Source organism: Niallia endozanthoxylica (genome assembly GCF_008710145.1).
In the GTDB taxonomy this organism is placed as follows: domain Bacteria; phylum Bacillota; class Bacilli; order Bacillales; family Cytobacillaceae; genus Bacillus_BD; species Bacillus_BD endozanthoxylica.
In genome coordinates this window covers 158,540-182,641 of record NZ_VYKL01000018.1, presented here as the reverse complement: position 1 = coordinate 182,641, position 24,102 = coordinate 158,540, and the positions used below count along the sequence as shown (strand labels likewise).

The 24,102-nt window shown below is 35.8% G+C and carries 19 protein-coding genes and 1 pseudogene; 18 read left to right on the top strand and 2 right to left on the bottom strand.

Going from position 1 to position 24,102, the window contains the following annotated elements:
- Window positions 1-45: 45 nt before the first annotated feature.
- The 5 genes and pseudogenes from F4V44_RS12400 to F4V44_RS12380 all read left to right on the top strand — a co-directional run.
- Window positions 46-789: an amidohydrolase family protein gene (locus F4V44_RS12400; RefSeq protein ID WP_150440332.1), complete on the top strand. Its 744-nt coding sequence runs from the start codon at window positions 46-48 to the stop codon at window positions 787-789.
- Between the two features lie 121 nt (window positions 790-910).
- Window positions 911-1,183, top strand: coding sequence for a hypothetical protein (locus tag F4V44_RS12395; RefSeq protein ID WP_150440331.1), 273 nt, complete (start codon window positions 911-913; stop codon window positions 1,181-1,183).
- 101 nt (window positions 1,184-1,284) lie between these two features.
- Window positions 1,285-2,412 (top strand): PDDEXK family nuclease, encoded by a 1,128-nt coding sequence (locus F4V44_RS12390; protein WP_150440330.1) that lies wholly within the window; start codon window positions 1,285-1,287, stop codon window positions 2,410-2,412.
- Window positions 2,413-3,017: 605 nt separating this feature from the next.
- Window positions 3,018-4,202: an S-layer homology domain-containing protein gene (locus F4V44_RS12385; RefSeq protein WP_150440329.1), complete on the top strand. Its 1,185-nt coding sequence runs from the start codon at window positions 3,018-3,020 to the stop codon at window positions 4,200-4,202.
- A 986-nt stretch (window positions 4,203-5,188) separates the two neighbouring features.
- Window positions 5,189-5,725: pseudogene (locus F4V44_RS12380) on the top strand (ADP-ribosylglycohydrolase family protein); the annotation flags it as partial.
- 285 nt (window positions 5,726-6,010) lie between these two features.
- Here the strand turns inward: F4V44_RS12380 and F4V44_RS12375 are convergent.
- Window positions 6,011-6,532: a hypothetical protein gene (locus F4V44_RS12375; RefSeq protein ID WP_150440327.1), complete on the bottom strand. Its 522-nt coding sequence runs from the start codon at window positions 6,530-6,532 to the stop codon at window positions 6,011-6,013.
- Between the two features lie 173 nt (window positions 6,533-6,705).
- Window positions 6,706-6,912, bottom strand: a complete 207-nt coding sequence (locus F4V44_RS12370) for a hypothetical protein (protein WP_150440326.1) — start codon at window positions 6,910-6,912, stop codon at window positions 6,706-6,708.
- A 271-nt stretch (window positions 6,913-7,183) separates the two neighbouring features.
- On the opposite strand from F4V44_RS12370, the gene F4V44_RS12365 reads away from it, so the two are divergent.
- The 13 genes from F4V44_RS12365 to F4V44_RS12305 all read left to right on the top strand — a co-directional run bounded on the left by F4V44_RS12365 (window position 7,184) and on the right by F4V44_RS12305 (window position 24,083).
- Window positions 7,184-8,089: an AAA family ATPase gene (locus F4V44_RS12365; protein ID WP_150440325.1), complete on the top strand. Its 906-nt coding sequence runs from the start codon at window positions 7,184-7,186 to the stop codon at window positions 8,087-8,089.
- A 17-nt stretch (window positions 8,090-8,106) separates the two neighbouring features.
- Complete coding sequence (locus tag F4V44_RS12360; RefSeq protein ID WP_150440324.1) at window positions 8,107-9,957, top strand: RQC domain-containing protein; 1,851 nt, start codon at window positions 8,107-8,109, stop codon at window positions 9,955-9,957.
- Complete coding sequence (locus F4V44_RS12355; RefSeq protein WP_150440323.1) at window positions 9,942-11,441, top strand: VWA domain-containing protein; 1,500 nt, start codon at window positions 9,942-9,944, stop codon at window positions 11,439-11,441. Before F4V44_RS12360 ends, F4V44_RS12355 begins: the two co-directional genes overlap by 16 nt.
- A gap of 239 nt (window positions 11,442-11,680) precedes the next feature.
- Window positions 11,681-13,255: a flotillin family protein gene (locus tag F4V44_RS12350; protein ID WP_150440322.1), complete on the top strand. Its 1,575-nt coding sequence runs from the start codon at window positions 11,681-11,683 to the stop codon at window positions 13,253-13,255.
- A gap of 251 nt (window positions 13,256-13,506) precedes the next feature.
- Window positions 13,507-13,965: a small multi-drug export protein gene (locus F4V44_RS12345; RefSeq protein ID WP_150440321.1), complete on the top strand. Its 459-nt coding sequence runs from the start codon at window positions 13,507-13,509 to the stop codon at window positions 13,963-13,965.
- Between the two features lie 90 nt (window positions 13,966-14,055).
- A complete protein-coding gene (locus F4V44_RS12340; RefSeq protein ID WP_150440320.1) occupies window positions 14,056-14,253 on the top strand; it encodes a hypothetical protein in 198 nt (65 codons plus the stop codon).
- 427 nt (window positions 14,254-14,680) lie between these two features.
- Window positions 14,681-16,015 carry an MATE family efflux transporter gene (locus tag F4V44_RS12335; protein ID WP_150440319.1) on the top strand — a complete coding sequence of 445 codons (1,335 nt, stop codon included), beginning with the start codon at window positions 14,681-14,683 and terminating at the stop codon, window positions 16,013-16,015.
- Window positions 16,016-16,434: 419 nt separating this feature from the next.
- Window positions 16,435-17,064: a 4Fe-4S single cluster domain-containing protein gene (locus F4V44_RS12330; RefSeq protein ID WP_191090652.1), complete on the top strand. Its 630-nt coding sequence runs from the start codon at window positions 16,435-16,437 to the stop codon at window positions 17,062-17,064.
- An 18-nt stretch (window positions 17,065-17,082) separates the two neighbouring features.
- Window positions 17,083-18,954: an AAA family ATPase gene (locus F4V44_RS12325; protein ID WP_150440317.1), complete on the top strand. Its 1,872-nt coding sequence runs from the start codon at window positions 17,083-17,085 to the stop codon at window positions 18,952-18,954.
- Window positions 18,947-19,702, top strand: coding sequence for a Stp1/IreP family PP2C-type Ser/Thr phosphatase (locus tag F4V44_RS12320; RefSeq protein ID WP_150440316.1), 756 nt, complete (start codon window positions 18,947-18,949; stop codon window positions 19,700-19,702). The genes F4V44_RS12325 and F4V44_RS12320 overlap by 8 nt, the downstream gene beginning before the upstream one ends.
- Window positions 19,703-19,755: 53 nt before the next feature.
- A complete protein-coding gene (locus F4V44_RS12315; protein ID WP_150440315.1) occupies window positions 19,756-20,793 on the top strand; it encodes a hypothetical protein in 1,038 nt (345 codons plus the stop codon).
- 255 nt (window positions 20,794-21,048) lie between these two features.
- The gene (locus F4V44_RS12310; protein ID WP_191090651.1) at window positions 21,049-22,659 is read left to right on the top strand and encodes a serine/threonine protein kinase; all 1,611 of its coding nucleotides are present in this window, start codon (window positions 21,049-21,051) and stop codon (window positions 22,657-22,659) included.
- 20 nt (window positions 22,660-22,679) lie between these two features.
- Window positions 22,680-24,083 (top strand): hypothetical protein, encoded by a 1,404-nt coding sequence (locus tag F4V44_RS12305; protein WP_150440313.1) that lies wholly within the window; start codon window positions 22,680-22,682, stop codon window positions 24,081-24,083.
- Window positions 24,084-24,102 lie beyond the last annotated feature (19 nt).

Below are 24,102 nucleotides of genomic sequence, written 5' to 3'. Positions count from 1 at the left end.
ATATGGTAATCGTTTCTCGACAATTAATAAGAGAGGGGAAATGAAATGAGAATTTTTGATGCGCATTTTCATATTATTGATTTTAATTTTCCAATTATCGAAAATCAAGGCTATTTGCCACCCCACTATGTTGTAGAAGATTATCAGAATGAAACCGCTGATTTGAATATATTAGGTGGAGCGCTTGTATCTGGTTCATTCCAAGGTTTTGACCAAGAATATTTATTACACGCACTTAAACAAATGGGTTCAACATTTTGTGGCGTAACGCAATTGCCTTTTACTGTAACAGATGCAGAAATTATAAACTTAAATGAAAAAGGGATAAAAGCATTACGTTTTAATATAAAACGAGGCGGTTCAGAAGATTTATCAAAGCTCGATTACTTTGCAAGAAGAGTTTATGATTTAGTTGGCTGGTCTAGCGAACTTTATATTGATGCAAAAGAGTTACCTGAAATGGCATCGACGATTGAAAAGTTACCTGCTATTTCAATTGACCACTTAGGATTGTCAGAAGAAGGATTATCGCATGTATTAAAATTAGTTGATAAAGGGATACACGTAAAAGCAACAGGTTTTGGGCGTGTGGAACTGAACGTTAAAAATGCTTTAAAATCCATATATGGGATAAATCCTGATGCACTTATGTTTGGTACAGATTTGCCATCTACAAGAGCCAAAAGACCTTTTAAGTATGGGGATATTGAATTGATTCAGAACCTATTTGATGAACAGGCTGTCGATAAAATCTTGTACACGAATGCGTTAAAATGGTATTTCAACTGACAACTTTCACTTCTAAAGCAGTGCGCTTCTAAGGTATAGCGGAGAACTGTTACTTTAACAGACAGTACCTAGCACTTTTAATGAAACAAAATACCTAAATGTCAATCGGAGGGATTTAATAATGGATTATGATGTTCTAAAAACAATAGCCATTGATATTACTTATTCCATTTTTGAAGGTGAAAAATTAGCCATTCTGTATATAACGAATGATTCTGATAGTCTCAGTTATATTGTCGCAGTGCCAACCATTCATTTGGTAAAGCAAATATGGGATGGAAACGAAGAGAGCGGTTATGATTCGCTGCTGCAATCTGAAATAGGAATAAATCATCCAGCACAAAAAGAAAAACTTGTTGAAATTATTAAACAAGCCATCGAAAGCTTCGATTAAAGAGTTTTTTTAGTGGAAACAAGTTATGAATCCGATGCTTATGGAAATTCATTTTTTACTAATAAATAAGGCCAAATCTTATTTCAAAAGGAGAGATTGTGTTGTCTGGAGGGATCTATCTTTTACAGGATAACGGGGAGCTGCTGGAAATGAATGAACAAGAGTATGATTCTGAGGATTTATTACAGAGTTTAATCGCAAAGTATCCCAATTTGCTTGCTGGTGACCAGATGGACAAGGAATCTCCTCGAAAGTGGCTACTTGTTTCACGAGAGGTTTCCATTGCTTCTAGTCAGGATGGGACTGGACGTTGGTCTGTTGATCATCTGTTTATCGACCAGGATGGGATTCCAACATTAGTTGAAGTAAAAAGGAGCAGTGATACGAGAATCCGAAGAGAAGTCGTTGGACAATTGTTGGAGTACGCTGCTAATGCAACGGTGTATTGGCCCATAAGCTTTATCCAAGAGAGATTTGAGAAAAATTGTGAACAAGAAGAAATGAATCCGGACGAAAAAATTACAGAATTAACGGACGGCGAGGAGCCGGAAGAGTTTTGGGGAAAAGTCGAGACCAACTTAAAGATGGGAAAAGTCAGGCTAGTATTCCTGGCAGATGAAATACCTTCTGAACTAAAGCGAATTGTTGAATTTTTAAATGAACAGATGAACCCGGCGGAAGTATTAGCTATTGAAGTGAAACAATATGTTGGAAATAATCTAAAGACTTTAGTGCCCCGAGTAATAGGACAAACATCAGAAGCGCAGCAAAAGAAAATGACAAGCCAAGGGAAACAATGGGACTTTGACTCATTCATGGGTGATTTATCAAATAATACAAACGAAAACACTGTTGAGGCAGCAAAGTCAGTATATGAGTGGGCAAAAACCAAAATGGATTATATTTGGTGGGGAAAAGGGAAAGTAGAAGGCTCGTTTGTACCGGTGTTTATTCATAATGAAAAGAAATATCAGCTTTTTGCAGTGAGGTCAAAGGGGCATGTAGAAATATATTTTAATACCTATCAAAGCCGGCCTCCATTTGATGAGGAACAAAAGCGGCGGGAGCTTCTGGATAAACTTAACAGCCTTTTGCAAATACCTATACCAGATGAAGCCATTTCAAAATTTCCTAAAATAACGTTGTCGTCCATAAGTGGGCAGGAAAAATTGGAGAGGTTTTTGGGTATTTACGATTGGTTTATCGAAGAAGTAAAAAGAGTCAATTAATTTTTTGAAAATAAATGCACTGCTGCTTGTTCGACTCAGCCCACTAGAATCTGTAGGTTAAAACAAGAAAATTTAAGTTACAATCAACCACTCACAAATATGATATATCCATGTTTGTAAGTGGTTTTATTTTTAGTGTAAATATGCGAATAGGGCTTGGCGCTGTTCGCCAAAGAGGAAGTAATAGAATAAAGGAAAATATCTCCATTAAGTGTCTGATATATTTCAGGCACTTTTTCTGTGATAAATTTTCACTACATTCACTGCCAGAGAAGGAAAGAAATATATTGGATGTTTATGTTTCCTATCACCTTTTATTGTTGTTTCACTCAAACTTTCTTTATATGCATGAAAGAGCGTTTTAATAGATAGATTTCATGATTAAACACATAATGATTTTCGGGGATATTCTTATATTCCGTCCCTTGAAACACTGCCTGTCTCCAGTCCTTATTAATTAGTTTGAAAAATAAAATAATACAAAAATTAATATTATCTATAACAAAAATATATCAATCATTTTGGTAATACTATGGATGTAAAAATTAGATTGCGCGTAACATATAATCAATATTGTTAAGTTTGTAATAGAAAGAGGGAAAAGAATGAAAAAAGCTATTTATATAGTCGTTGCCCTTTTAATACTTAACCTGTTTGTTCCAATATCAGGACTAGCTGTTAGCAGTTTTACCGATGTGTCAAATGACTACACATTTTTTGATGAAGTAGGTTACCTTTCATCTAAGGGAATCATTTCTGGTTATCCAGATGGAAGTTTTAGAGCTAATAATACAGTTACACGAGCACAAGCAGCTATTATGATTGGGCGGGCATTGGGGTTGGATGGCGGGCCAAGAGACACTCAGTTTATCGATGTTAAATCAAATGTAACTGGTTCAGGTTATATTGCATCAGCAGTTGATAGAGGTATCATTAGTGGTTTTCCAGATGGAAGCTATCGCCCCTATGAGCCTGTAAATCGTGGACAAATGGCAATATTCATAAATAGAGCATATACATTAACTACGGGTCAAACAAGTATTTATTTTAGTGATGTTTCATTAAATATGTCAGCATATCAATCAATTCTAAATGTGGCTACTAATGGCATCGCAAGTGGATATCCAGATAGTACATATCGTCCGAATCAATCTGTTTCTCGTGGACAATTTTCAGCGTTTATGGCACGCACACTAGAACCATCTTATAGAGGTTTACCAAATGAGCCACAACAACCAAATCCTGAACCAGTTAATCCGAATCCTGAACCAGTAAATCCAGAACCTGAACCAGTAAATCCAAATCCCGAACCAGTTAATCCAGAGCCAACAACTACAGATAATTCTCGAAGCAGCCCAGCCAGGATTGGTGAAACAGTTAATTTAGAAAAAAATGACTGGTTAGATGGACATCAAAAATATGAAATTGAATTAAAAGAGGTCATTTCTGGTGATAAAGCTTGGCAGATAGTTAAAAATGCAAATATGTTTAATGATCCACCAGATACAGGTATGAAATATGTATTAGCCAAATTTAGAATTAAGATTTGGGAATTGGAAGAAGAACCGTATGACATTAACCATGCAAAATTTGATGCAGTAAGTAAAGAGGGAGTTTTATATGATCAATATGCATTTATTGCAGGACTAAAACCAAGTCTAAGTACTGACCTATATGAGGGAGCAGAATATGAAGGTTGGACTTATTTCATGGTTAACGAAAATGATGAACCTCTTGCAGTGTTTAATCAAGGTTGGGATGATGAAACTTGGTTTGATATAAGTGAATAAGTATCTTATTGCAATTAAGAGTTCAACGATACTTTAGAAATATTTCACTTATTTTATTGGGATTTTTTCGTATTGGATTAATAAAGAGTGCCAATAGGTGCTCTTTCTTGTTTGAAAACATAGTGGAGAAGTTCTAACTCCATGTAGAAAGTATTTCTCGTAATTTTGAATTTGAATTGACAACAGAGGATTGGGCTGCATTAACGAAGCTTGCCATTACGCCAAACACAATCTGGGCGTGTCTAATCCGGCGATTGCTCTGGTGGTGTAGGCATTTAATAAGAATAAGCATTCAAGGTATCCAAAGAGGTGAGAAATAGTGGAAGGAAAATCCTTTTTGTCTGGAAGTACAAGCAGCATTTATCGGTTCATTTTAGTTGGATGTAGAGTCGAGTAAGTACTGCACTCTTTGTCTTGAACACCTGTAGGAGAATTATTTCTGAATTTTCTACCAGTCATGTACAGGCCAAGTAGGTAAAACGAATGACCTATAAAGAATTCGTAAATGATACAGTGAGTAGAACATGATTAAATAAAAATCGTGTTATCTACACATTTGAAATGTGATGAATAAAAAGAGGGATTCAATATGTATATATTTACGGCGCGGTATACATATGTGATGAAGAAGATTCGTTGTACGTAAACTTGAAAAAAATGTGTAAGAGAAATTAGTCGGTCAAAATTATCTGATTCAGCATAGCGCAGGAAGCGGGAAAACAAACTCCATCTCTTGGTTAGCGCATCGTTTAGCAAAGCTCTATGATGAGGAAAATAAGCCGTATTTAGCAGTGTGACTCTCTTTTTTAATGCAAAATCATCGATACAGACTCTTTTTACATGGAATTTATCAATTTCGATTGTTTTTTTAAAATAGATTACAAATGGTGCTTTTTTTCAGTTATAAAGAGATTTGTCCTTGCAGAAAATTATGGCTACATGAGCAGTATGGATACGTGTTTTGACATTGGCATTACAACAAGAGAAGCATTAGAAAGCTTTCAACGTACAGGAATCCTTATAGCGGATCCGAAGTTGTATATTCTGCTGGAAATGAGAGTATCATGCGTCTCATCCCCGTTCCTCTTTTTTATGTAAATAATCCAAAACAAGCCATTGAAATGTCGGTACAAAGCTCACGCACCACTCATGGAACGAAAGAAATCTTAGATACTTGCCGGTACTTTGCGGGGTTACTGATTGGAGCGGTTCAAGGGGTGAAGAAAGAGGTGTTACTTAGCCCTTTATATTCACCTGTAGAGGGAGCTTGGAATGAAAGTAGTCTGTCACCTAAGATAAGCGAAGTGGCTAAAGGATCATTTAAAAAATTAAATCCTCCTGATATTAAAGGAACCGGTTATGTTGTTAAGTCTCTGGAAGCTGCGCTTTGGGCATTTTTTCATAGTGATAATTTTGAAGACGGTTTATTGCTTGCTTTTAATCTGAGTGATGATACTGATACAATAGGGCTGTATTTGGACAATAGCGGGAGCTTACTATGGAATAGAGTCTATACCGAATAAGTGGATATTTAAAATGAAGCAGTTAGACTTAATTGTGGATTTAGCTGAGAAATTGTATGAAAAAAGAATTCTTGTTTCAAATAGAGATAAGGATGATATGTAAGAGAAAACTTACAGATATTTAACAAACCGATTGAATGTTGCATTTTAATCCATAGAATGTGGGTAACATAGACATGCTGCACTCTCTATGAAAAAGAATGCTGCATGTTTAGCTTTATTTGTCAATGACTTCTAGTAATCCTCATCTGTTCTTTCTATAAATTCAGTATAAAAAATGATAGTCTAAATCAATCCACTCAGGGTAATCAATTTCGTGATAATGGCAGGATTTTTTTTTCGGATATAAAAATGCCAGTTCGATTTCTTTAAGGGCTCTTGAAGTTCGAGTCTTTCATCAATCAGTCCCATTTCTTTTTGAAGTTCTTCCGCTGAAAAAAATCCAAGATAGTAGGATTTTTCGCAGGAATTACAAAAAAACCATCCATCTTGATAATTGATATTACTGATAGCTTCAATATCAGCGCATTGACCTTCACATCTATAAGTTTCATCATCATAAATATCAATCTCATCGTGAAAGGTTTGTTCTAGTTTTTCAATGATTCTAACTAGTTCTTCTCGTGTTTCAAAATAAAAAGCTAAAGTATCATAAGGGTGAATATGTTCTTTTAGTAACTCATATATTTCGATTGCTTCAATTTGACAAAGGTACTTAGCAAAAGCTTCCCCATCCTCAACTTTTTCCTCGATATTGAACTGAAGCGACAAATAACAAAAGACTTCACGCTGCGGTCTCCAACACAAAACCTCTTTTTGAAGATTGTGAAATTTAAGTAAGTATAAATAAATCTCTCGTGCAAATACGCCATCGTCTCCTTCTGTATATAAAAAGTCACCCTAGGCTTCATATATTTCATCGATTTTATCAAGAATGTCGTCTGCGAGATGTTGAAGGTTGCAGCATTCTGGATCTACATTTAAATCATTTTCCCAGTTCTCCAGCCAATCGATATAATTGTTGCGAATGGATTCATAATCATCCATATATGGATGACTGATTTCTTTACATTCATGAGACTGGTAAAATCGGCATAACAAGCATCTTGAAGAAATACATCCTCATCCTCGTTCACTCGGTATTTTTCATCTGCTTCATTGCTGCAGAATAAACAAGTTTGATTCATCTTCTTTCCTCCTTAATCTACGCTCATTTTCACTATACATCGGTTAATGATTTTCTGTTATGGCATGTTGAAAGAGGGGGAATGGAGTAGGTTTTAATCAACACCTGAATCGTGGTTAAGTCATGTCATGGGTTTTGTTCTTCGGGCAGCTCTGTAAATGGGAGATAAATGTCGGTTGGCCATAGCCAAAATCTACCTCCTATGGTAAAATAAGAACAAACGTTTGGTTATGATAATGTTTAAAGATTCCTATAAAGAAGGGTGATGTCGTATGAACGTGAGTCAAATGAGTAGAGTAGAAATAAAGGATCAACTCAGGGCAATTGCCGTATATTATGCCAGTGATGAAGTAGCCTTGGCTATTAAAAATGCACAAATTTTAGGGAAACCCATTTTAGTAGAAGGTCCTCCGGGTGTAGGTAAAACGGAATTAGCCAAAGCAGTCGCAAAGCTTATGGATACAGATATGATTCGTTTACAATGTAGCCCTGAAATGAGTGAAAGAAAAGCACTGTACGAATTTAATTACACGAAACAATTGTTATTTATCCAAATGTTGAAGGATCAAATGCATTTTAATCCTAATGAAAGCATTTCGCAAATGATTGAAAGACTGGATGCGGACAATCCATTCTACTCAGAACATTTCTTGTTAAAAAGACCGATTCTTCAAGCCTTTTGTCCGGAAGATGGGAAGCAAAAAGTGCTATTAATAGATGAGCTGGATAAAGCAGATGAAGCATTTGAGTATGGGCTGTTAGAAGCCTTTTCGGACTTTACCATCAGCATACCTGAGCTTGGCACTATTGAAGCAACAGTGAAGCCTATTACAATTGTCACTTCAAATCGTACGCGCCGATTAACTGATACATTCTTGCGCAGATGTATTTACCTGTACATTGATTATCCGTCTGTAAAAGAAGAAACAGACATCTTAACGACTAAAACGAATGCAAACCCACATCTCGCTCAACAGATTGCTGGTATTATGAAAAAACTTCGAGAACATAATTTGAAACAAAAACCTTCCATTGCAGAAAGCATTGAATGGGCAACGATTCTTTCGATTCATTTTGAAAATGACGAGGCCACTGTTGAAGCTATGAAAGAAACGATATCCATCATTGCAAAGCAGCCGTCAGACCGTGAAAAAATTGTAGACATGTTAGTCGGTTAAAGGGGAGGGGAACTCGTGTGAAGTTAGAAAAGAATAAAGCTTATCCACTTTCTGTTCAATCGAATCTAATCTTGTATCCTCTCTTTAAAATAAAGAAAAAGAAACAGACGAACTTTAAGAAGCCCGCTACCGAAAAGGTGTCCCAATTATATAAGGAAATAGACCTTGCTATTAATGAACTTTCATTAAAAGAAAAACGGATGTTAAACCAACTGATATGGGGTTTAACGAACGATTATTTTCAGTTTCCAGTGCCCTTTAGCAGAAATGGCGAGATTCAATCTCCCCTAATTCCTAATCAATTCACGAAACAGGGGGAACCAGAGGCAATCTATCCATCCAATATAGAACTCACAGCACAAATCGTCACTGCCTATTTGAAAGAGTCCGAGTACGAGGAACGAATGCTCCGTTTTAAAAAATGTGTTAACAATCAGTTATCTGTTCAACCTGATACAGAGACTTTACAGCAGGCTATAATAGATACGATTCAACAGATAACGGAACTCCAGCAAACCAATTCATATATACTTATGGCTCCTCCTGTTCCGGATAGGCTAGATTATATAGAAGCATTCAACAAATACGTACACCAAGTCGATGAACAAAAAAAGTGTCATCATTATAACCTGACACTCACTACTCTTAATGAGGAGCAGGTTCTTTATGTTTGTAAAAAATGCGGGATTCGAGCTCTTTCTTTAAATGAACAGAATTGGATAGGTATGCAGGATGGTTTCATCATCAATGAAATCAATTATAAAAAAGTGAAAGAGTATAAAAAACAGATTGAACAGACTATCAACCAAATGGACGAGATGGAAGGTTTAAAAAAATATCTTGCTTTCTATCAAATGATTTGCCATTCAAATGATATCGTTTCTATTAGTGAAAACTTTGGTACTTTAAGGCGATTCAATGTGACAATTGACTTGCCTGAATTTTTACAGTTTTATCACCGGTCACCAGTGAAAATGATAAAGAAAACAGCCAAAAATCTTGTTGCAGCGTTTAATAATCAACCGTTGAACAAGCATACATTATCCATTGTTCGAGATGAAATCAATAAATTTCAGGAAAGTTCTTTATACGAGAAAAAATTATCTTTCCTTGAGGAAGAATTGCATGCATTCGCTATTGAACTCCACAAAAAATGTGAAGACATGATTAAAGACAGTATGCCAGTTACCTTTACGTTTGGCAGTGTCGTATTAACAAGAAAACAACTTTACCATGTGTTAAAGTTTGTTATTATATTGGACGGCGATTTCGGGATCAATACCTGTGCAGACGTATTGGCAGGTTCGAAAAGTAAAAAAATGAAGGAATACAGGTTACTAGAAAACCCTTATCACGGATACCTTTCTACATTTTCAAGAGCAAAAGTATTAGAGGTATTAGAACGGTTGATGTACGAAGAGTACACCTATCGAACCCATTCAGATTATCCAAAATATAAGCCGGAGAAAAAGGCCCATGAAATGTTGCGTCTGCTTGAAGTTTTATCTCATCAAGACACCGACCGCCAGAAGGAAAAGATTCTTGTTGACCTTTCGTTCGAGTCATTTATAGAAATGATAGATAGCACTCAATTGAATGAGGATATGATTTCTGGTTATATGAATAAGCATTTCAAGGAGTCGCCTGCTCTCTTTTATAAAAAATGTTTGGATTATATTCGAGATTCAGGGACATCTAAACCAAACGAAGTACTTATACCTTATTTAGTTTTACATTATGACGATAAATATAAGCCGATATTCGACCTCATTGTCAAATCAAGAAAAGGTTCCACCTATGGTCAATTTATTTCAGATTTATATAAGCGAATTGAGCGCAAGGATGTGGTATCATGCTTGAAAATTTAATGGCACGTTTTGCAGACTACTTAAGACATAACGAATTTAGTATTTCACCCGCTGCTGTTCATGAGGCCATCCAACTAGCGCCGCATCTCGATATGAAAGATCGTTTTGAATTTCAATCTTCTCTCAGTCAATTATGGGTCAAGCATCCATATGAGCAAGAAAAGTTTAACGAGTGCTTCAAAGAGTTTTTCTTTTATCAAATTCAAGATAAAATGCAAGAGGTTGAACAATCTGTTAAAGCTAAACAAAAAATGGTATGGACAGAAAAAGAAATACAAAAGGCGGAAAAACGTCGTGATAAACAGAAATCAAATAAAAACAATCAAGACAAAAAAGGGGAAGATAAACATAACTTATTATCTGATAGTGAAAAACAATGGATGAAAGATACCATGGTTCAAATAAACCCAACATTTAACAAGTTGTACGAGCAGGCGATGAAAGGACAGTTTAAAGCATTGCTACAAGAAGATAAGCTCTCCAAGTATAGTCCTGGAGATATTTCGAAATTTGCAGAGGAATTATCTTGGCAAGCAGTTCTGTCAGAAAAAACGTCCATCGTCTTTGATTCAATCCAAGAAACAACTACTTTTCTTTTGAGTATGAGAAAAGACATAATAAAATTTAAAAACCAAATAAAAGAATCAATAAGCGGGATTGAAAAGTCTGAGCTGCGTGGCATGAGAAAGGTCGTTCAAACAGAGATTGACCGTTTGAAAACTAGAGACATCAAAGGCTTATCTAAAAAAGAAGTACAGCTATTGCGGGAACATATTCAAGCCACATCCGATTATTTCTTAACACGTGTATCAAAAGTGCTGAGAAAAACAAGAAAAGAAGCGGATATTGATGCTGCAAGAACAGTTCGCAAAAGCATTGAAACTATGGGTGTACCGATTAATCTTTATTATCATAGGCCGAAAGTAGATAAAACTAAGATTGATATTATTTTGGATGTTTCAGGTTCCGTTATAAAGTCAGCAGAATTCCTTTCCCATTTTGCTTATTTAATTCATGAACGGTTTCCTTCCCAGGTTAGGGTCTTTGTATTTGTAGGACTCCTAGACGAAGTGACAGATTACTATAAAAACGAAGAAATGGAGGTAGCAGTTAAACAGTCTCTTAAAAATGCTAACATCGACTATCGTGGTTACTCTAATTATGATACAGCTCTTCGTATGTATTATGAAGAATACGGAAGTGAACTGGATCAAGACACTTTATTATTTTTCCTTGCTGACGGAAGAAATAACAGAAACAGTCCAAGGATTGATTTAATGAAAGAATTCCGTGGGAGAGCGAAGCATATCTTTTGGTTTAATCCCGACATAAAAATGAAGTGGAATCAAGGTGATTCAGTAATTGGAAAATATGCACCTTACTGCGATGCTGTCTTCGAGACATTAAATGTAAAGCAATTAGAAGAAGCATTATATTCTTCCGTTGAATATATCGAAGAATCACATATGGTTATGGAAGTTTGATTAACTTTAAACAAAAGTAGATTTTTCTGATGCTTTTAATGAAAGCATTCTTCACTGTTTCTCCATTTATCTTTTAAGCTATTAATATTAGATGCTCATTAATAATTCCCATTCTTTCTATATATAAATGAACTAGGAAAATATTCTAATAAAAAATTATGTGAAAATTGAAACATATCAGTCATTCAATCGTAAATAGTAACAGGACTATAAATAGTAAGGAAAGAGGGGGATTTATAATGTTTAAAGCTATTTTATTTATTTTACCATTTTTAGTGTTATTAGGAATAGCGGCAGGGATCGGTTTTCTAACCTACAAATTTAGGTACCGGGCGGCTAAGTCGAATCAGGCTTTAATTATTACAGGACCAAAGCTAGGTGATCCGTCTAAAGAGCCAAATATTTTCACCGATGAAGAAGGTCGTGCGATTAAAATAATTCGTGGTGGCGGACATTTACTAAAAATGAATCAAACTTCTACTCCTGTTGATTTAACATCGTTTCAATTGAAGATGACTACGCCGAAAGTGTATACAAACGGCGGAGTGCCAATTATTGCAGATGCAGTAGCAACGGTTACCGTAGCAGGGACCTTGAGAGGAATCGCTATCTATGCGGAACAGTTTTTGGGAAAAAAACAAGAGGAGATAGAAGAAGAAATTTCTGAGGTATTGGGTGCCAATCTTCGAGCCATCTTATCTAAAATGTCTGTGGAGGCGATTAATGCAGACCGAGAAGCGTTTAATAATCAAGTAACCGAGGTTGCTCAAAAGCAGCTAGATGAGATGGGATTTAAAATCACTTCATTAGGGTTAACGGATTTACGCGATGCGGATCCGAAAAACGGGTATTTAGAAAACTTAGGCCGCCCTCTGATTGCTGAAGCACGGAAAACTGCTGAAACCGCTGAAGCCAATAGTGACAAAGAAATTCGTATTTATAAAGCTAATGCGAATAAAGAGGCTCAAGAGGAAGAAATTAAGCGTCAAACAGAAATCGCAGAATCGAGTAAAATCAAGGATCTGAAAGAAGCGGCAATCAAAGAAGAGACAGAAAGGGCCCGAGCAAAAGCAGAGCAATCCTATGAATTAGAAAAGACCCGCTTATCCAAAGAGGTACAAGAAGAAAACCTAAAATTATTAGCGCAAAAGAAGGAAGAAGAATTACGTATTCAACAGCTTGAACGTGAACGCCAAGTAAAATTAGAAGAAGAACAGGCGAAAATTCGTAAAGCAAAAGCAGATGCTGATTATTACGAAACGACGAAAAGGGCCGAAGCAGAAGCAAGAAAAGCAGAGATTGATGGTCAAGCACAGGCAAAGATTAAGGAAGAGCAAGGGTTAGCAGAGGCAAAAATTAAACGAGAGCAAGGTCTGTCTGAAGCAGAAGTTATTAGACAAAAAGGGTTAGCTGAAGCAGAAGCAAAACGTCTATTAGCAGAAGCCATTGCTCAGCACGGAGAAGTAGTCATTATTGAAAAATTAATTGATATGTTACCGCAATATGCAAGAGAAGTAGCGAGCCCATTGAAAAATATTGAGTCGGTTAAAATTGTGGATACAGGCAGCGGAGACGGACTCGCTTCTTACGGAAAAAGCATCGGAGCGACCATGTTGAACATTAAGGAACCACTGAAGGAATTAACCGGTATTGATATCTCAAAACTTCTAACTGATTTAGTCAATCGAGGCAATACACACACGACAGTTGTTATCCCTGAAAAAGAAAGCAGAGCAGTTGAACCAATTGTCAGTCATGTAGAAGATAATAAGCTTAATGAGCAAAATACCAGTCATATAGAAGAAAAACAATAAAAAGTGATGGGAATTTCTTAACTATATTCTGAAAACAAGAATGGCGACAGCCCGAATACTTGAATCGGGCTGTCGTTTTTTCTGCTAGGGATGCGGCTTACAACTTACCATCTTGTTGCAGAACAATATTTATTAGTTAAGCAAAGAGGATAAGAAAGTCTAGGCTGAAAAGAGGTGAATCTTTAGCTGCAAGACCGGAACAAGAACACCTTAATAGGCCGAATCATGAAATGCAAACGAGGGGGACGATAATGGATTTTTTATTAGCTGTTTGGGAGTATATTCTTGTTTTTCTTTTGGCCGCCATTCCTTGGATTGAAATAGCGGCAATCATTCCACTGAGTATTATTGCTGGCTTAAATCCGGTATTAGTCGGATTATTGGCTTTTGTTGGTAATTTATCAACGGTTTATTTGTTAATCATTTTTATTGAAAAATATCAACAATGGCGCAACCGAAAAAAGAAGAATCAGAAGGAAAAACCAAAAAGGCAAGAGCGGGCAATCAAAGTATGGAATAAATATGGTTTACCAGGACTTGCCTTATTAGGACCGTTTCTGATTGGATCACATGTATCCGTTATTGTAGGCTTAGCTTTAGGTGCAAAAAAACAAACGACGCTTCTTTGGATAACAATTAGTCTCGTATTATGGAGTATTGTGTTCACTGTTTTATCTTATTATGGTATAGAGTTTTTAGTAGGTATATAAAATTTTTGATTGTTATTCTTACATACATGGAAGACGTACCCCTAACCTGTAGATTCTTGGAAATGGATAGTTTTATGGGAGGGCGATTGAATGAAAAGGAATAAGGAAGAAATAAAGAACCCAACCTATTTTTTGATTTTAGGGTTCGAATCTATATTATCAGGTATAGGAAATATCAGGTATTTAATAAATCCAGACAGCATCTATGATCTGATCATTGGCATCGCTGGTGCAGGAGCTATTATAGGATCTATTATTCTATGGAAAGAATATCAACGTTTGGCTTGATTTATCTTTTAAAAACAAAATGGCAGCAACTAGATCGATAGCGTTGAGTAGGTATTTGCTAACTAGGATGTGAATGACCTAATGGATGTGGTGCCAAAGGTCAGTCGTCTCTGCTTATCGTAAACCAGGCCAGTTAGGGAAAACTTTATGTTAGAAACTACTATTAAAATGATTTAGTCAATCCTTGTACATTTGGGATTGGCTATTTTTTAAACCTTTTTTAGACGGAGCAGCAAAAGGACATGTTTTAAATACTAACACCTTGCTTCAAACTTCTACGAAATGGACCTTTATCCATTTGAATTACCTTTGCTATACAATTCCCTCAAAGTGTTAAGCCGCACTAAGGCAGTAGACCATCCCCATTTATTGACTTATGTTATCATAGTCTATGCATCTAACATTTTAAAATAAGGAGTGTTTCGTTTTGCCGCAGCACGATTTTACAAAGGGCTCGGTTCGAAGGCAATTAATAGCCTTCGCAGGTCCAATTATGTTAACCAATCTCCTGCAGGTATCCTACCAATTTATTGATAGCTTGTGGGTAGGGAATTTGTTAGGTGCCAATGCACTTGGAGCCGTAACCATTTCCTCTACCGTTGTGGTAACGATTCTGGCATTTATCCTTGGAATCAACAACGCAACGTTGACCATATTATCGCAGCAAAAAGGAATGAACAGTGATAACGGGCTGAAAAAATATGTAAATGCATTTGTCGTATTGCTTACGACTCTTTCTTTTGTACTTGGAATGTTTGGATTCTTTTTTTCTGAGAAGCTTTTAAGGTTTCTCAATACCCCAACCGAAATGCTGCAGGAAGCAACTATATATCTGCAAATCAACTTCCTTGGCATTCTCTTTATTATGGGCTACAACTTTATTGGGACAGTATTAAGGGCATTAGGAGATAGTAAAACTCCATTGAAGTTTGTGTTTGTGGCGGTTGTATTAAATGCGGTATTAGATCCGCTGTTCATTGCTGTTTTTCATTGGGGAATTCAAGGAGCTGCGTATGCAACTGTCCTGGCACAAGGCATATCGTTCCTCATGGCTTTGATTTACACTTTTCGCAACAAGCTTGTTCCGTTCTCTCGTCCTAGGCTGCCAAGCAGGGAAGAGATATGGCTTATCCTAACATTGGGTATTCCTTCCGGGCTGCAAATGATGGTGATTTATGCTGGAATCACGGCCATTCTTACCGTGGTCAATTCGTTTGATGGGGCAGTGGTTGCCGGATTTGGTGCATCGCAGAGGATTGATAGTCTGATTACCATACCCGCTATGACATTAGGAACAGCGGTCAATAGTATGGCTGGACAAAATATCGGGGCTAATCAATGGGACCGTGTACGTCAAATCGCTATATATGGAGCCATTTATAATGTGGTCATTATGCTGGTGATTGCTTCTATTGTTTTCTTGTTTGCAGAAGTCCTTATGAGACTATTTGTACAAGAAACAGAAACGGTTGTATTTGGATCTGACTATTTGAAAATCATTGCCTTCTTTTATCCATTCATCGGCCTGAATTTTATCTTAAATGGCATTGTCAGAGCCGCAGGAGCCATGTATTCTGTGTTGATCTTGAACGTCCTGTCATTTTGGCTGCTTCGTTATCCTCTGACATATCTTTGCTCCCATCTAATAGGCCAGAATGGCATTGCATTTGGGATGGGAATTAGTTTCATTATTAGCAGTATCTTCTCGTTTTCCTATTATAGGTGGGGAGGTTGGCGGAAGAAGGAATTATTTGCTGCATAATGTTGCTTTTTCCTTTGTCCTTTTAACAAAAACAATCATTTCTAAAGCAGTTGAAAAGAGACTGCTTCTTTTTTATATTTTTAAAAATTAATATTAATAAAATTGCAATAAATACTACTAACATTATGTGCTAATTACACAATTATTATTTTCTAAAACCCTAAAAAAGCAATTAGGGAGAATTTAATAAATGAACTTGCAATGTATGGGTGTTATTTCATTAAATTGGTGACTGCAAAAAAATTAATTAAGCTATACGTTGTATCTAGTTGAATGGCATCACTTGATAAGAGGGATGCTGAACCTATCTAGATTTAATTTTAAGATATAGCTTCTCAATTAGTTATATGTGCTTATTATTTAAATAACTATGACAAAATAAATAGTGATATTTTACTATTATTAATGTGGTGAATGAATTGCAAATAGATAGAATTTTTTATCCTGTTAAAACATTAGGATATGGCTCAAGGATTGCTATATGGACAATTGGTTGTCATCATGCTTGTTACAATTGCTCCAATCCAGAGTTATGGAAAAAACAACCAGAGAAAGACATATCACTAAAAAAGCTGTTTGAAACGTTTGAATTAATAAAGGGAGCTGTAGATGGATTAACCATTAGTGGCGGTGAACCATTTGAGCAACCAGAAGAACTTTATGAATTAGTGAGGGAATTTAGCGAAAATTATAGTCAGGATATACTTATTTATTCCGGTTATACAATGGAACAACTGCAGAATAAGAACAATCCAGTAATTGATGGAATATTAAGCACCATCGCCGTTTTAATTGATGGCAAATACATAGAGAAGTTAAATGATAACTTACCATTACGAGGATCATCCAATCAACGAATACATTTGTTAAAACATTCTTATCGTGATCGTTATCTCCCACTTTTAGAAGGCAATCGAACCGTTCAAACCATCATCAATCAGGATGAACTTTTTACGATTGGTATTCCCGTTAAAGGGTATAGAGATTATTTAGAAGTAAATTTAAATAAGCAGTACGGTATACAGATGTCGGGTACTGATGAACGGTAATAAGGAAAGGAGAATTCGATGGAATCCAATAAACTGGCCGTTTGGCATCAAGAATTAGATCGGTTTCGTTCTTTTAAGACAACATTTATTTTAGAAGGAAATATCCATGACTTACATCCATATCCCTCTGCTACTAGAGAAGAAGTCCAATGGAATTTACTGGGCTTTGATCACTATCTTTATAAATATTTAGTAGAAAAGGGTTATGAAATCATTGTTTTTTACGATCATATTGATGGTTTTTACAATCCTTTTGCAGAGGATCAGCTACAAGAATTCCTTCATGTAGCTGCGGTGCAAGAGGGAAGAATTTCAAATGATGGACGACCATCTTATCAAGCGACAATCGATAGGGCAACAGAAATGATTAGACAAGCACGAGAAAATCGTGAACGTTCAGTAGCAGTCATTTTAAATTTTGCATCTCGTTATATTTCATCACCTGACCAACTAAGTGATCAAGAAAGACATTATTATTCTCGATTATTTATCAATTCTTTAAAACCAAAACAAGTCAAATCAGCCACTACAGGTCAGCTTATTTATCAGTTATTGTTTTTTATTACAAATAAAGTAAATGATATTCCGGCTTGGTTTTATCTTGATAATCCGTATGTCAAAACTCTTCATATTAATAAACCAGATCGCTCAACTAGAATGCGCTTCATTGATAGTCAGATTCGTTTTTTTGTCGCTAGTGATCAGTTCGACAACGATGAATTAAAAAAATACAAAGATAAGTTTGTTGATTTAACGGACGGTTTTACCAACATAGAATTAAATGGCTTAAAAGTTTTATGTAAACAAGAGAACATTCCTATCAATCGAGTAGCAGAAGCTGTCTCACTCTATAAGTATGGAATTAAAGAAAATCCTTGGAATGAAATCAGTGCTGAAAAGTTGAAACATGCTGAACAATTTATTACTAGGAGAGTGAAAGGGCAAAAACCTGCTATCATGCAGGCCCTTGATATCGTTAAACGAGCCACAACAGGTTTAGCGGGATTGCAGCATTCTTCCAGTTCGAATAAACCAAAGGGGATATTATTTTTTGCGGGACCTACTGGAACAGGGAAAACAGAATTAGCTAAAACATTAGCACAGCTCCTATTTGGAGATGAACAGGCTTGTATTCGTTTTGATATGAGTGAATATCAACAAAGTCATTCAGATCAAAAACTTCTTGGGGCTCCGCCTGGATATGTTGGCTATGAAGCGGGTGGACAATTAACGAACAAAATAAAGGAACATCCTTTTTCTATTCTTCTTTTTGATGAAATTGAAAAAGCTCATCCTTCTATATTAGATAAGTTTTTACAAATTCTAGAAGATGGACGAATGACAGATGGGCAAGGGGAGACTGTTTATTTTTCAGAATCGATTATTATTTTCACGAGTAACCTTGGCATTTATGTTCAAGATGAACAGGGGAATCGAATTCCGAATGTCACTCCTGATTTAAGTTATCAAGAAATCAATGGACGTGTTTTAAAGGGGATAAAGGATTACTTTATCCTTGAATTAGGAAGACCGGAAATATTAAATCGTATTGGTAATAATTTCGTTGTGTTTGATTACATTCGTGATGATATCGCTAGTCAAATTATTGAAAGTCAATTGAATAAGATAAAAGAAAATCTAATGCAAACAAAAGGCATTTCTATCCAATTTGATGATGAAGCGATGGAGTTTATTACGGATAAGTCACTACAAAATCTAGAGAACGGCGGCAGAGGAATCGGAAATATTATTGAAAAATATTTTATCAATCCGTTATCTCGTTATTTGTTTGATAACGAAATAAACGAGTCATGCGAGTTAACAGTCAGAACCATTAAGGAAGAAAATGAAGTAGTTGAGTTAGAGTCCGAGGTGAGTAAAGATGTATGAAATATATGGACTCACTGATGTTGGATGTGTCAGAGAGCATAATGAGGATGGTTTTCTCATACAAAAGGCTCGTAAAAATCAGGGAGAACTTCACTTGGAAAACGTGGAAGGGACGTGGATTGCAGCTGTAGCAGACGGAATGGGAGGACAAGCGGCTGGTGAAGTGGCATCCGAACTGGCTTTAAAGCATTTAGAAAAACTTGAGCTTCCTATATCAAGCGAAGAGCTAATGAGTTACCTAAATCAAATAAATGATGAAATTCTGGCTTATGGTAGTAAGAATAAAGAAGCAAAAGGTCTTGGTACAACACTAACGGGGATGATTTGTAACGATCATCAGTTAACACTTTTTCATATTGGTGATAGCCGCCTTTATCGTTTCCGTGATGGCTTTTTAAAGCAAATAAGTCAAGATCATTCCCTTGTTGAAGCACTGTTTCAGCAAGGGGAAATATCAAGAGAGGAAAAAAGTCGTCATCCTAAAAGGCATATTTTATTACGTTCATTAGGAACAACTACTAACGGAGTAAAAGCCGATGTTGAAAGCGTACGTGGACGGTTTGAATCAGGAGATCTTTTTTTGTTGTGTTCAGATGGATTGAATGATTCCTTAACAGATGAAGAAATAGAAAGAGTTCTTGGGCAAGATCAATCTCTAGAGAATACGGCCCACGCTCTCATCCAATCCGCTAAACAAGCAGGTGGAGAAGACAATATTACGGTCGTTATGGTGAGAAGACATCCGTAACAAAACGTGATGTAAATACAATTAAAAGCAAACTAGAACGTAGGTGTGTAGAAATGATAGATGATTACTATCAATATAAGTCCGATTCTGTACAAAAGGTAGTTCAATCCTTAGCAAATGTAGGCCCCAAAAGGTTAGCTACAGTACTATCTATAATAGCTATGATGAAAGATTATAAAGAAAATGGATATAGAAATATAAATCACCCGGTTGTTCAATTGGAGCATACAAGGCGATTGTTCACACTTTTACAGCCTATGACAAAAAAACAAACAAGAATGACGCAGATCATTAGATTTCATGTCGAGAAAAACTCGTTTACAAAGGAATTACAGAAGGAATTAAACAATGTCTCTCATGATTGCAAAACGATTATTGATACTGCTACAAAACTTAGAGAACACATTCAGCAGTTACCTTCAAATGAGGATTTGAGCTGGAGTGAAGTATTAAAGAGTGATCATGACAAATTGCAAATCCTTTTACAAAATGCTCAGAAGACTTTAACGGAAATAAGCAATCATGCTTTATCAAGAAATGCAAATATTAACACTGTTTTTCACACAGAAAGAGAACGACAAAGGTATATTCGTAAAGTTGTTGGAAAGGAAAGAAATTCGTTTAAAATTTTAAGTAATAGTGAAGCGATTAAGCTTTTTGAGTTTCTAATAAAAGATGAGTTTGAAACTCATGAGGAATATATTAATAGGGTAAGACCGACTGTGGAAAGCTTAGACTCGTTTCGAATTGGAAAAGTAAAAATAAGAAAAAGCGATTATGATATAGATACAAAAACAATCCGTTTAAAGTCATATAATAAATATTTGCAAAATATTTATTTCGATGAATGGACAAATAGAGTTCCTTTATGGAAATTAGATTTATTTCCAGATGATTATTTTGGCGAATTACCAAGTTCTTTAGATATCCCAAATATAGATCGTGATACTGCTAAAATTCTATATGAAAATCAAGGTAATAATGGTTATTCGTTAGTAGTGAAAATAGAAATAGACGAAAATAAATATTCTCTTGTTGTGAATAGGATACACCTTAATACAGAATGGAAAAACTACGATGTAAAAAGTTAAACTGATATATTTGATCAGTAAGTGAAAGTAAGAAGGGAACGTAGATAAAATATTGCTACAAGTATAGCCACACTGATATTTTGTAAAACAAAGTATGTTTTTCCTTAAGAATAATAAAATGAATAGAATTTTTTAGGATGAAGTAGAGGACATGGAATATTTAAAGTACATAACAAACTGTAATGATTAATAACTTGAAAAGAAGGGAGAAGTATGAGTACTTATCGATCCTTTAATTCAGCCAAGGAGGAAAATATGAAAGAGCTCTACAGAAAAATACGCACGAAAATTATGCCAAAACAAACCATGATTTTACCTGAAGATAATAAAACAATGATCATGCCAGAGAATGAGATGGAAGAATCTGTGAATGATGTAGAGGAAGTACAACAGCAAAGTACGTATATTCATGTTGGCACGATTTTAAATGATACCTATACGCTAATAGATGTTATTGCTGAAAATACAGGGGAAGCGGCTCTTTTTGTTTGTGAAGCAGACAGGCAAAAATTTGTTGCGAAGGTGTATCATCAAAACAAGAAGCCAAAACAGGAAATTATAGAGAGAATACGTGAAATCCAGTCTCCTCATATTATTCCCATTATTGATCATGGTGAATTTTCAAATCGCTATTACACCATTTTACCATACTATCAAAAAGGTGACTTATTAAAAATGGCTCCACTTGAGCTCCATGCAATCGTCGATGTTGTGGTCCCTGCTGTTAATGAAGGATTACATACTTTACATAACTATGGAATCGTCCATCGTGATATCAAGCCAGATAATATCTTTATTACAGATGATGAAGAAGGCGTTGTAATCGGAGATTTTGGAATTAGTTCTCGTATGGAAGAGAGAATCACCGTACGGAAAACGAGTGCATCTCGAACATTAGGCTATTCTGCACCTGAAGCAACACAAGGATATGTGTCAAAAGAATCAGATTATTACTCGTTCGGCATTACACTTCTCTATTTAGCTACAGGATTCGATCCATTCTCTGGTATGACGGATGAACAAATTATCAAAATGACAATCACCGATAAACTTCATATACCAGAAAATACGGATCAACATCTGGCACATCTCATAAAAGGCTTAACGGTGAAAGAACGGAAAGACCGTTGGGGTTATGAAGAAGTACAAAGATGGAGCAAAGGCGAATTTATAACGATTAATGAATCTGCTAAAGGTTTTACACATCATCAGCCATACCATTTTAAGGATCAAGAGTTTTACAATCTAGAGGGTTTAGCACTGGCCCTTGCTCAATCTTGGGATGAAGGCATTAAACATTTAAAGAGAGGCTTTATTAGTGCCTATATAAAGCCAGTAAGGCAAGACTTAGCATCCGAAATCATGGATTACGAAGAAGAAAGAGATAATGACACTGCTTTATTTAAAACGATTTACTCCTTATCTCCCGATGCTCCTCTGTGCTGGAAAGGTGAGGTATTTCAAGAACTTTCACAGCTAGGCGAAGCGATGAAAAAGCAAATGCCAGACTTAAATGAATATTATGCTGAATTATTACAAAAAGGAATGCTTTTATTTTTCCTGCAAAAACGTCAGGCATCAGCAGAACTGATAAAGGAAGTGGAATCATTACAGTCTCTTGCAGGGACAGATCCTTCCAAGGCTTATTATAAACTGTATTATTTATTAAGTAATAGTACAGAATTCCAATTGGAAGAAGATGTGTTTCAGTCAGTTGATGAACTTGTTGAGTATTTATATGAGCATCGCCAACGAGTGGAGGAAATCGCTAAAGGGTTACTAGAACAGCCATACTTTTTTGCTTGGTTAGAAAAGCTCGGATATGAAGAATTTATTAAAGAGTGGAAAAAGATTCAATATGATTAATCGTTAAGGGAGATGTGGTCATGAGTGGTCCCAAATATAGTCGTCCTCGCTTAACCGCAGCACAGAGGCGGAGACAAGAAGAAGAGAGAAAAAGAAGAATGGAAGAGGAACGTCGCCGACAGGAAGAAAGAAAGCTAAAAGAAATGGATCAAAAGATTGAGAAGCTATATCCAAAATTAAATAATATGAAACAAACCATCGAAGGGTTTGGAGTGAGTGCGATTGATGAAGCTCGGCATGTGTTAGGGGAACACCCTGTTATTGATTCATTTTTGACTAAAAAACAACAGTCACTCTCAAAAATCAATCGTTTTCCTAGCAAATATGAAAAGCGAACGCTGCCTGCGGTGCAAGCATACCAGAAAAATCTCGAGCAATTAATTTCTACATCACGTCAATATTTTGAGAATGAATTAGCATTAACATGCGAGGAATTGCAAAGTATCATAAAAGAAAAGAAGGTCATTGATGCAGAGAAAAGTTTCATTAATCGTAGTCGTCATTTAGAGATTAAATCACAAACCAATATAGACTTATCATTAAGCCATTCTAAAGATGACGAAAGTGAAACCCTATTATTGCAACAACAGTGGGATCTTTTTAACGAGTTGATTTTACCATACATAGAAAGCAACTATTTACAAAAGAAAAATATAGAAGAAATTAAAGCTTTGTATTCTAGGACAGAATCCATCTTTAAGGATGAAAAATGGGATAAAAAATATAGATATGCTCAAATTGATCAGAGATTAAAAGCCTTTTTAACGACAAAGTCTAAATATGATAGAGAAATCGGAGTATTTAATCAGTTGGAACAAGAGTTCGAATTTCTTCTTATCTCTTATCAAACATTATGTGAGATGTTGGATAAGGAAACTGTAAAACATCCATTTTCCATTCAGGATGGACCATCACAAGTGGAAGCGTTAAAAGAAGATATTTCAACTCTTGAAAAGCAGTTGCGCGAAAAAGAGGAGACAGAATACATTGCGAATAGTGTGAACGAAATTATGACCTCTTTAGGGTACGAGGTGGTTTCTTCAGATATTATGCAAACGCCTAAACGTCGAGTGGTTCAGCAGCTATATGATTTTGGAGAAGATTCAGTGATTAATGTTTCAGCATCAGATGACGGCAGTTTACTTTTTCAAGTAGCTGGGATTAGTGAAGGTCCAAAACGAGAAGCATCTTCGCTTGAAAAAGTAAGAATGATGGAGAACATGGAGAAGTTTTGTGAGAAATATCCTGTGATTAGAGAAAAACTCCTTACAAAAGGAATTGAATTAACAAATGAAGATTTAAAACCAACATGTGAAGAATATGTCAGCTTTATTGATTTATCAAAAAGAAAAAATGTCAGACGTGCCAATCAGAAAAAGCAAGTCAATCAAAAGGGCGACCTGCATAAAAAGATGTTTGAATAGTAAGTCATACGATAAGGGG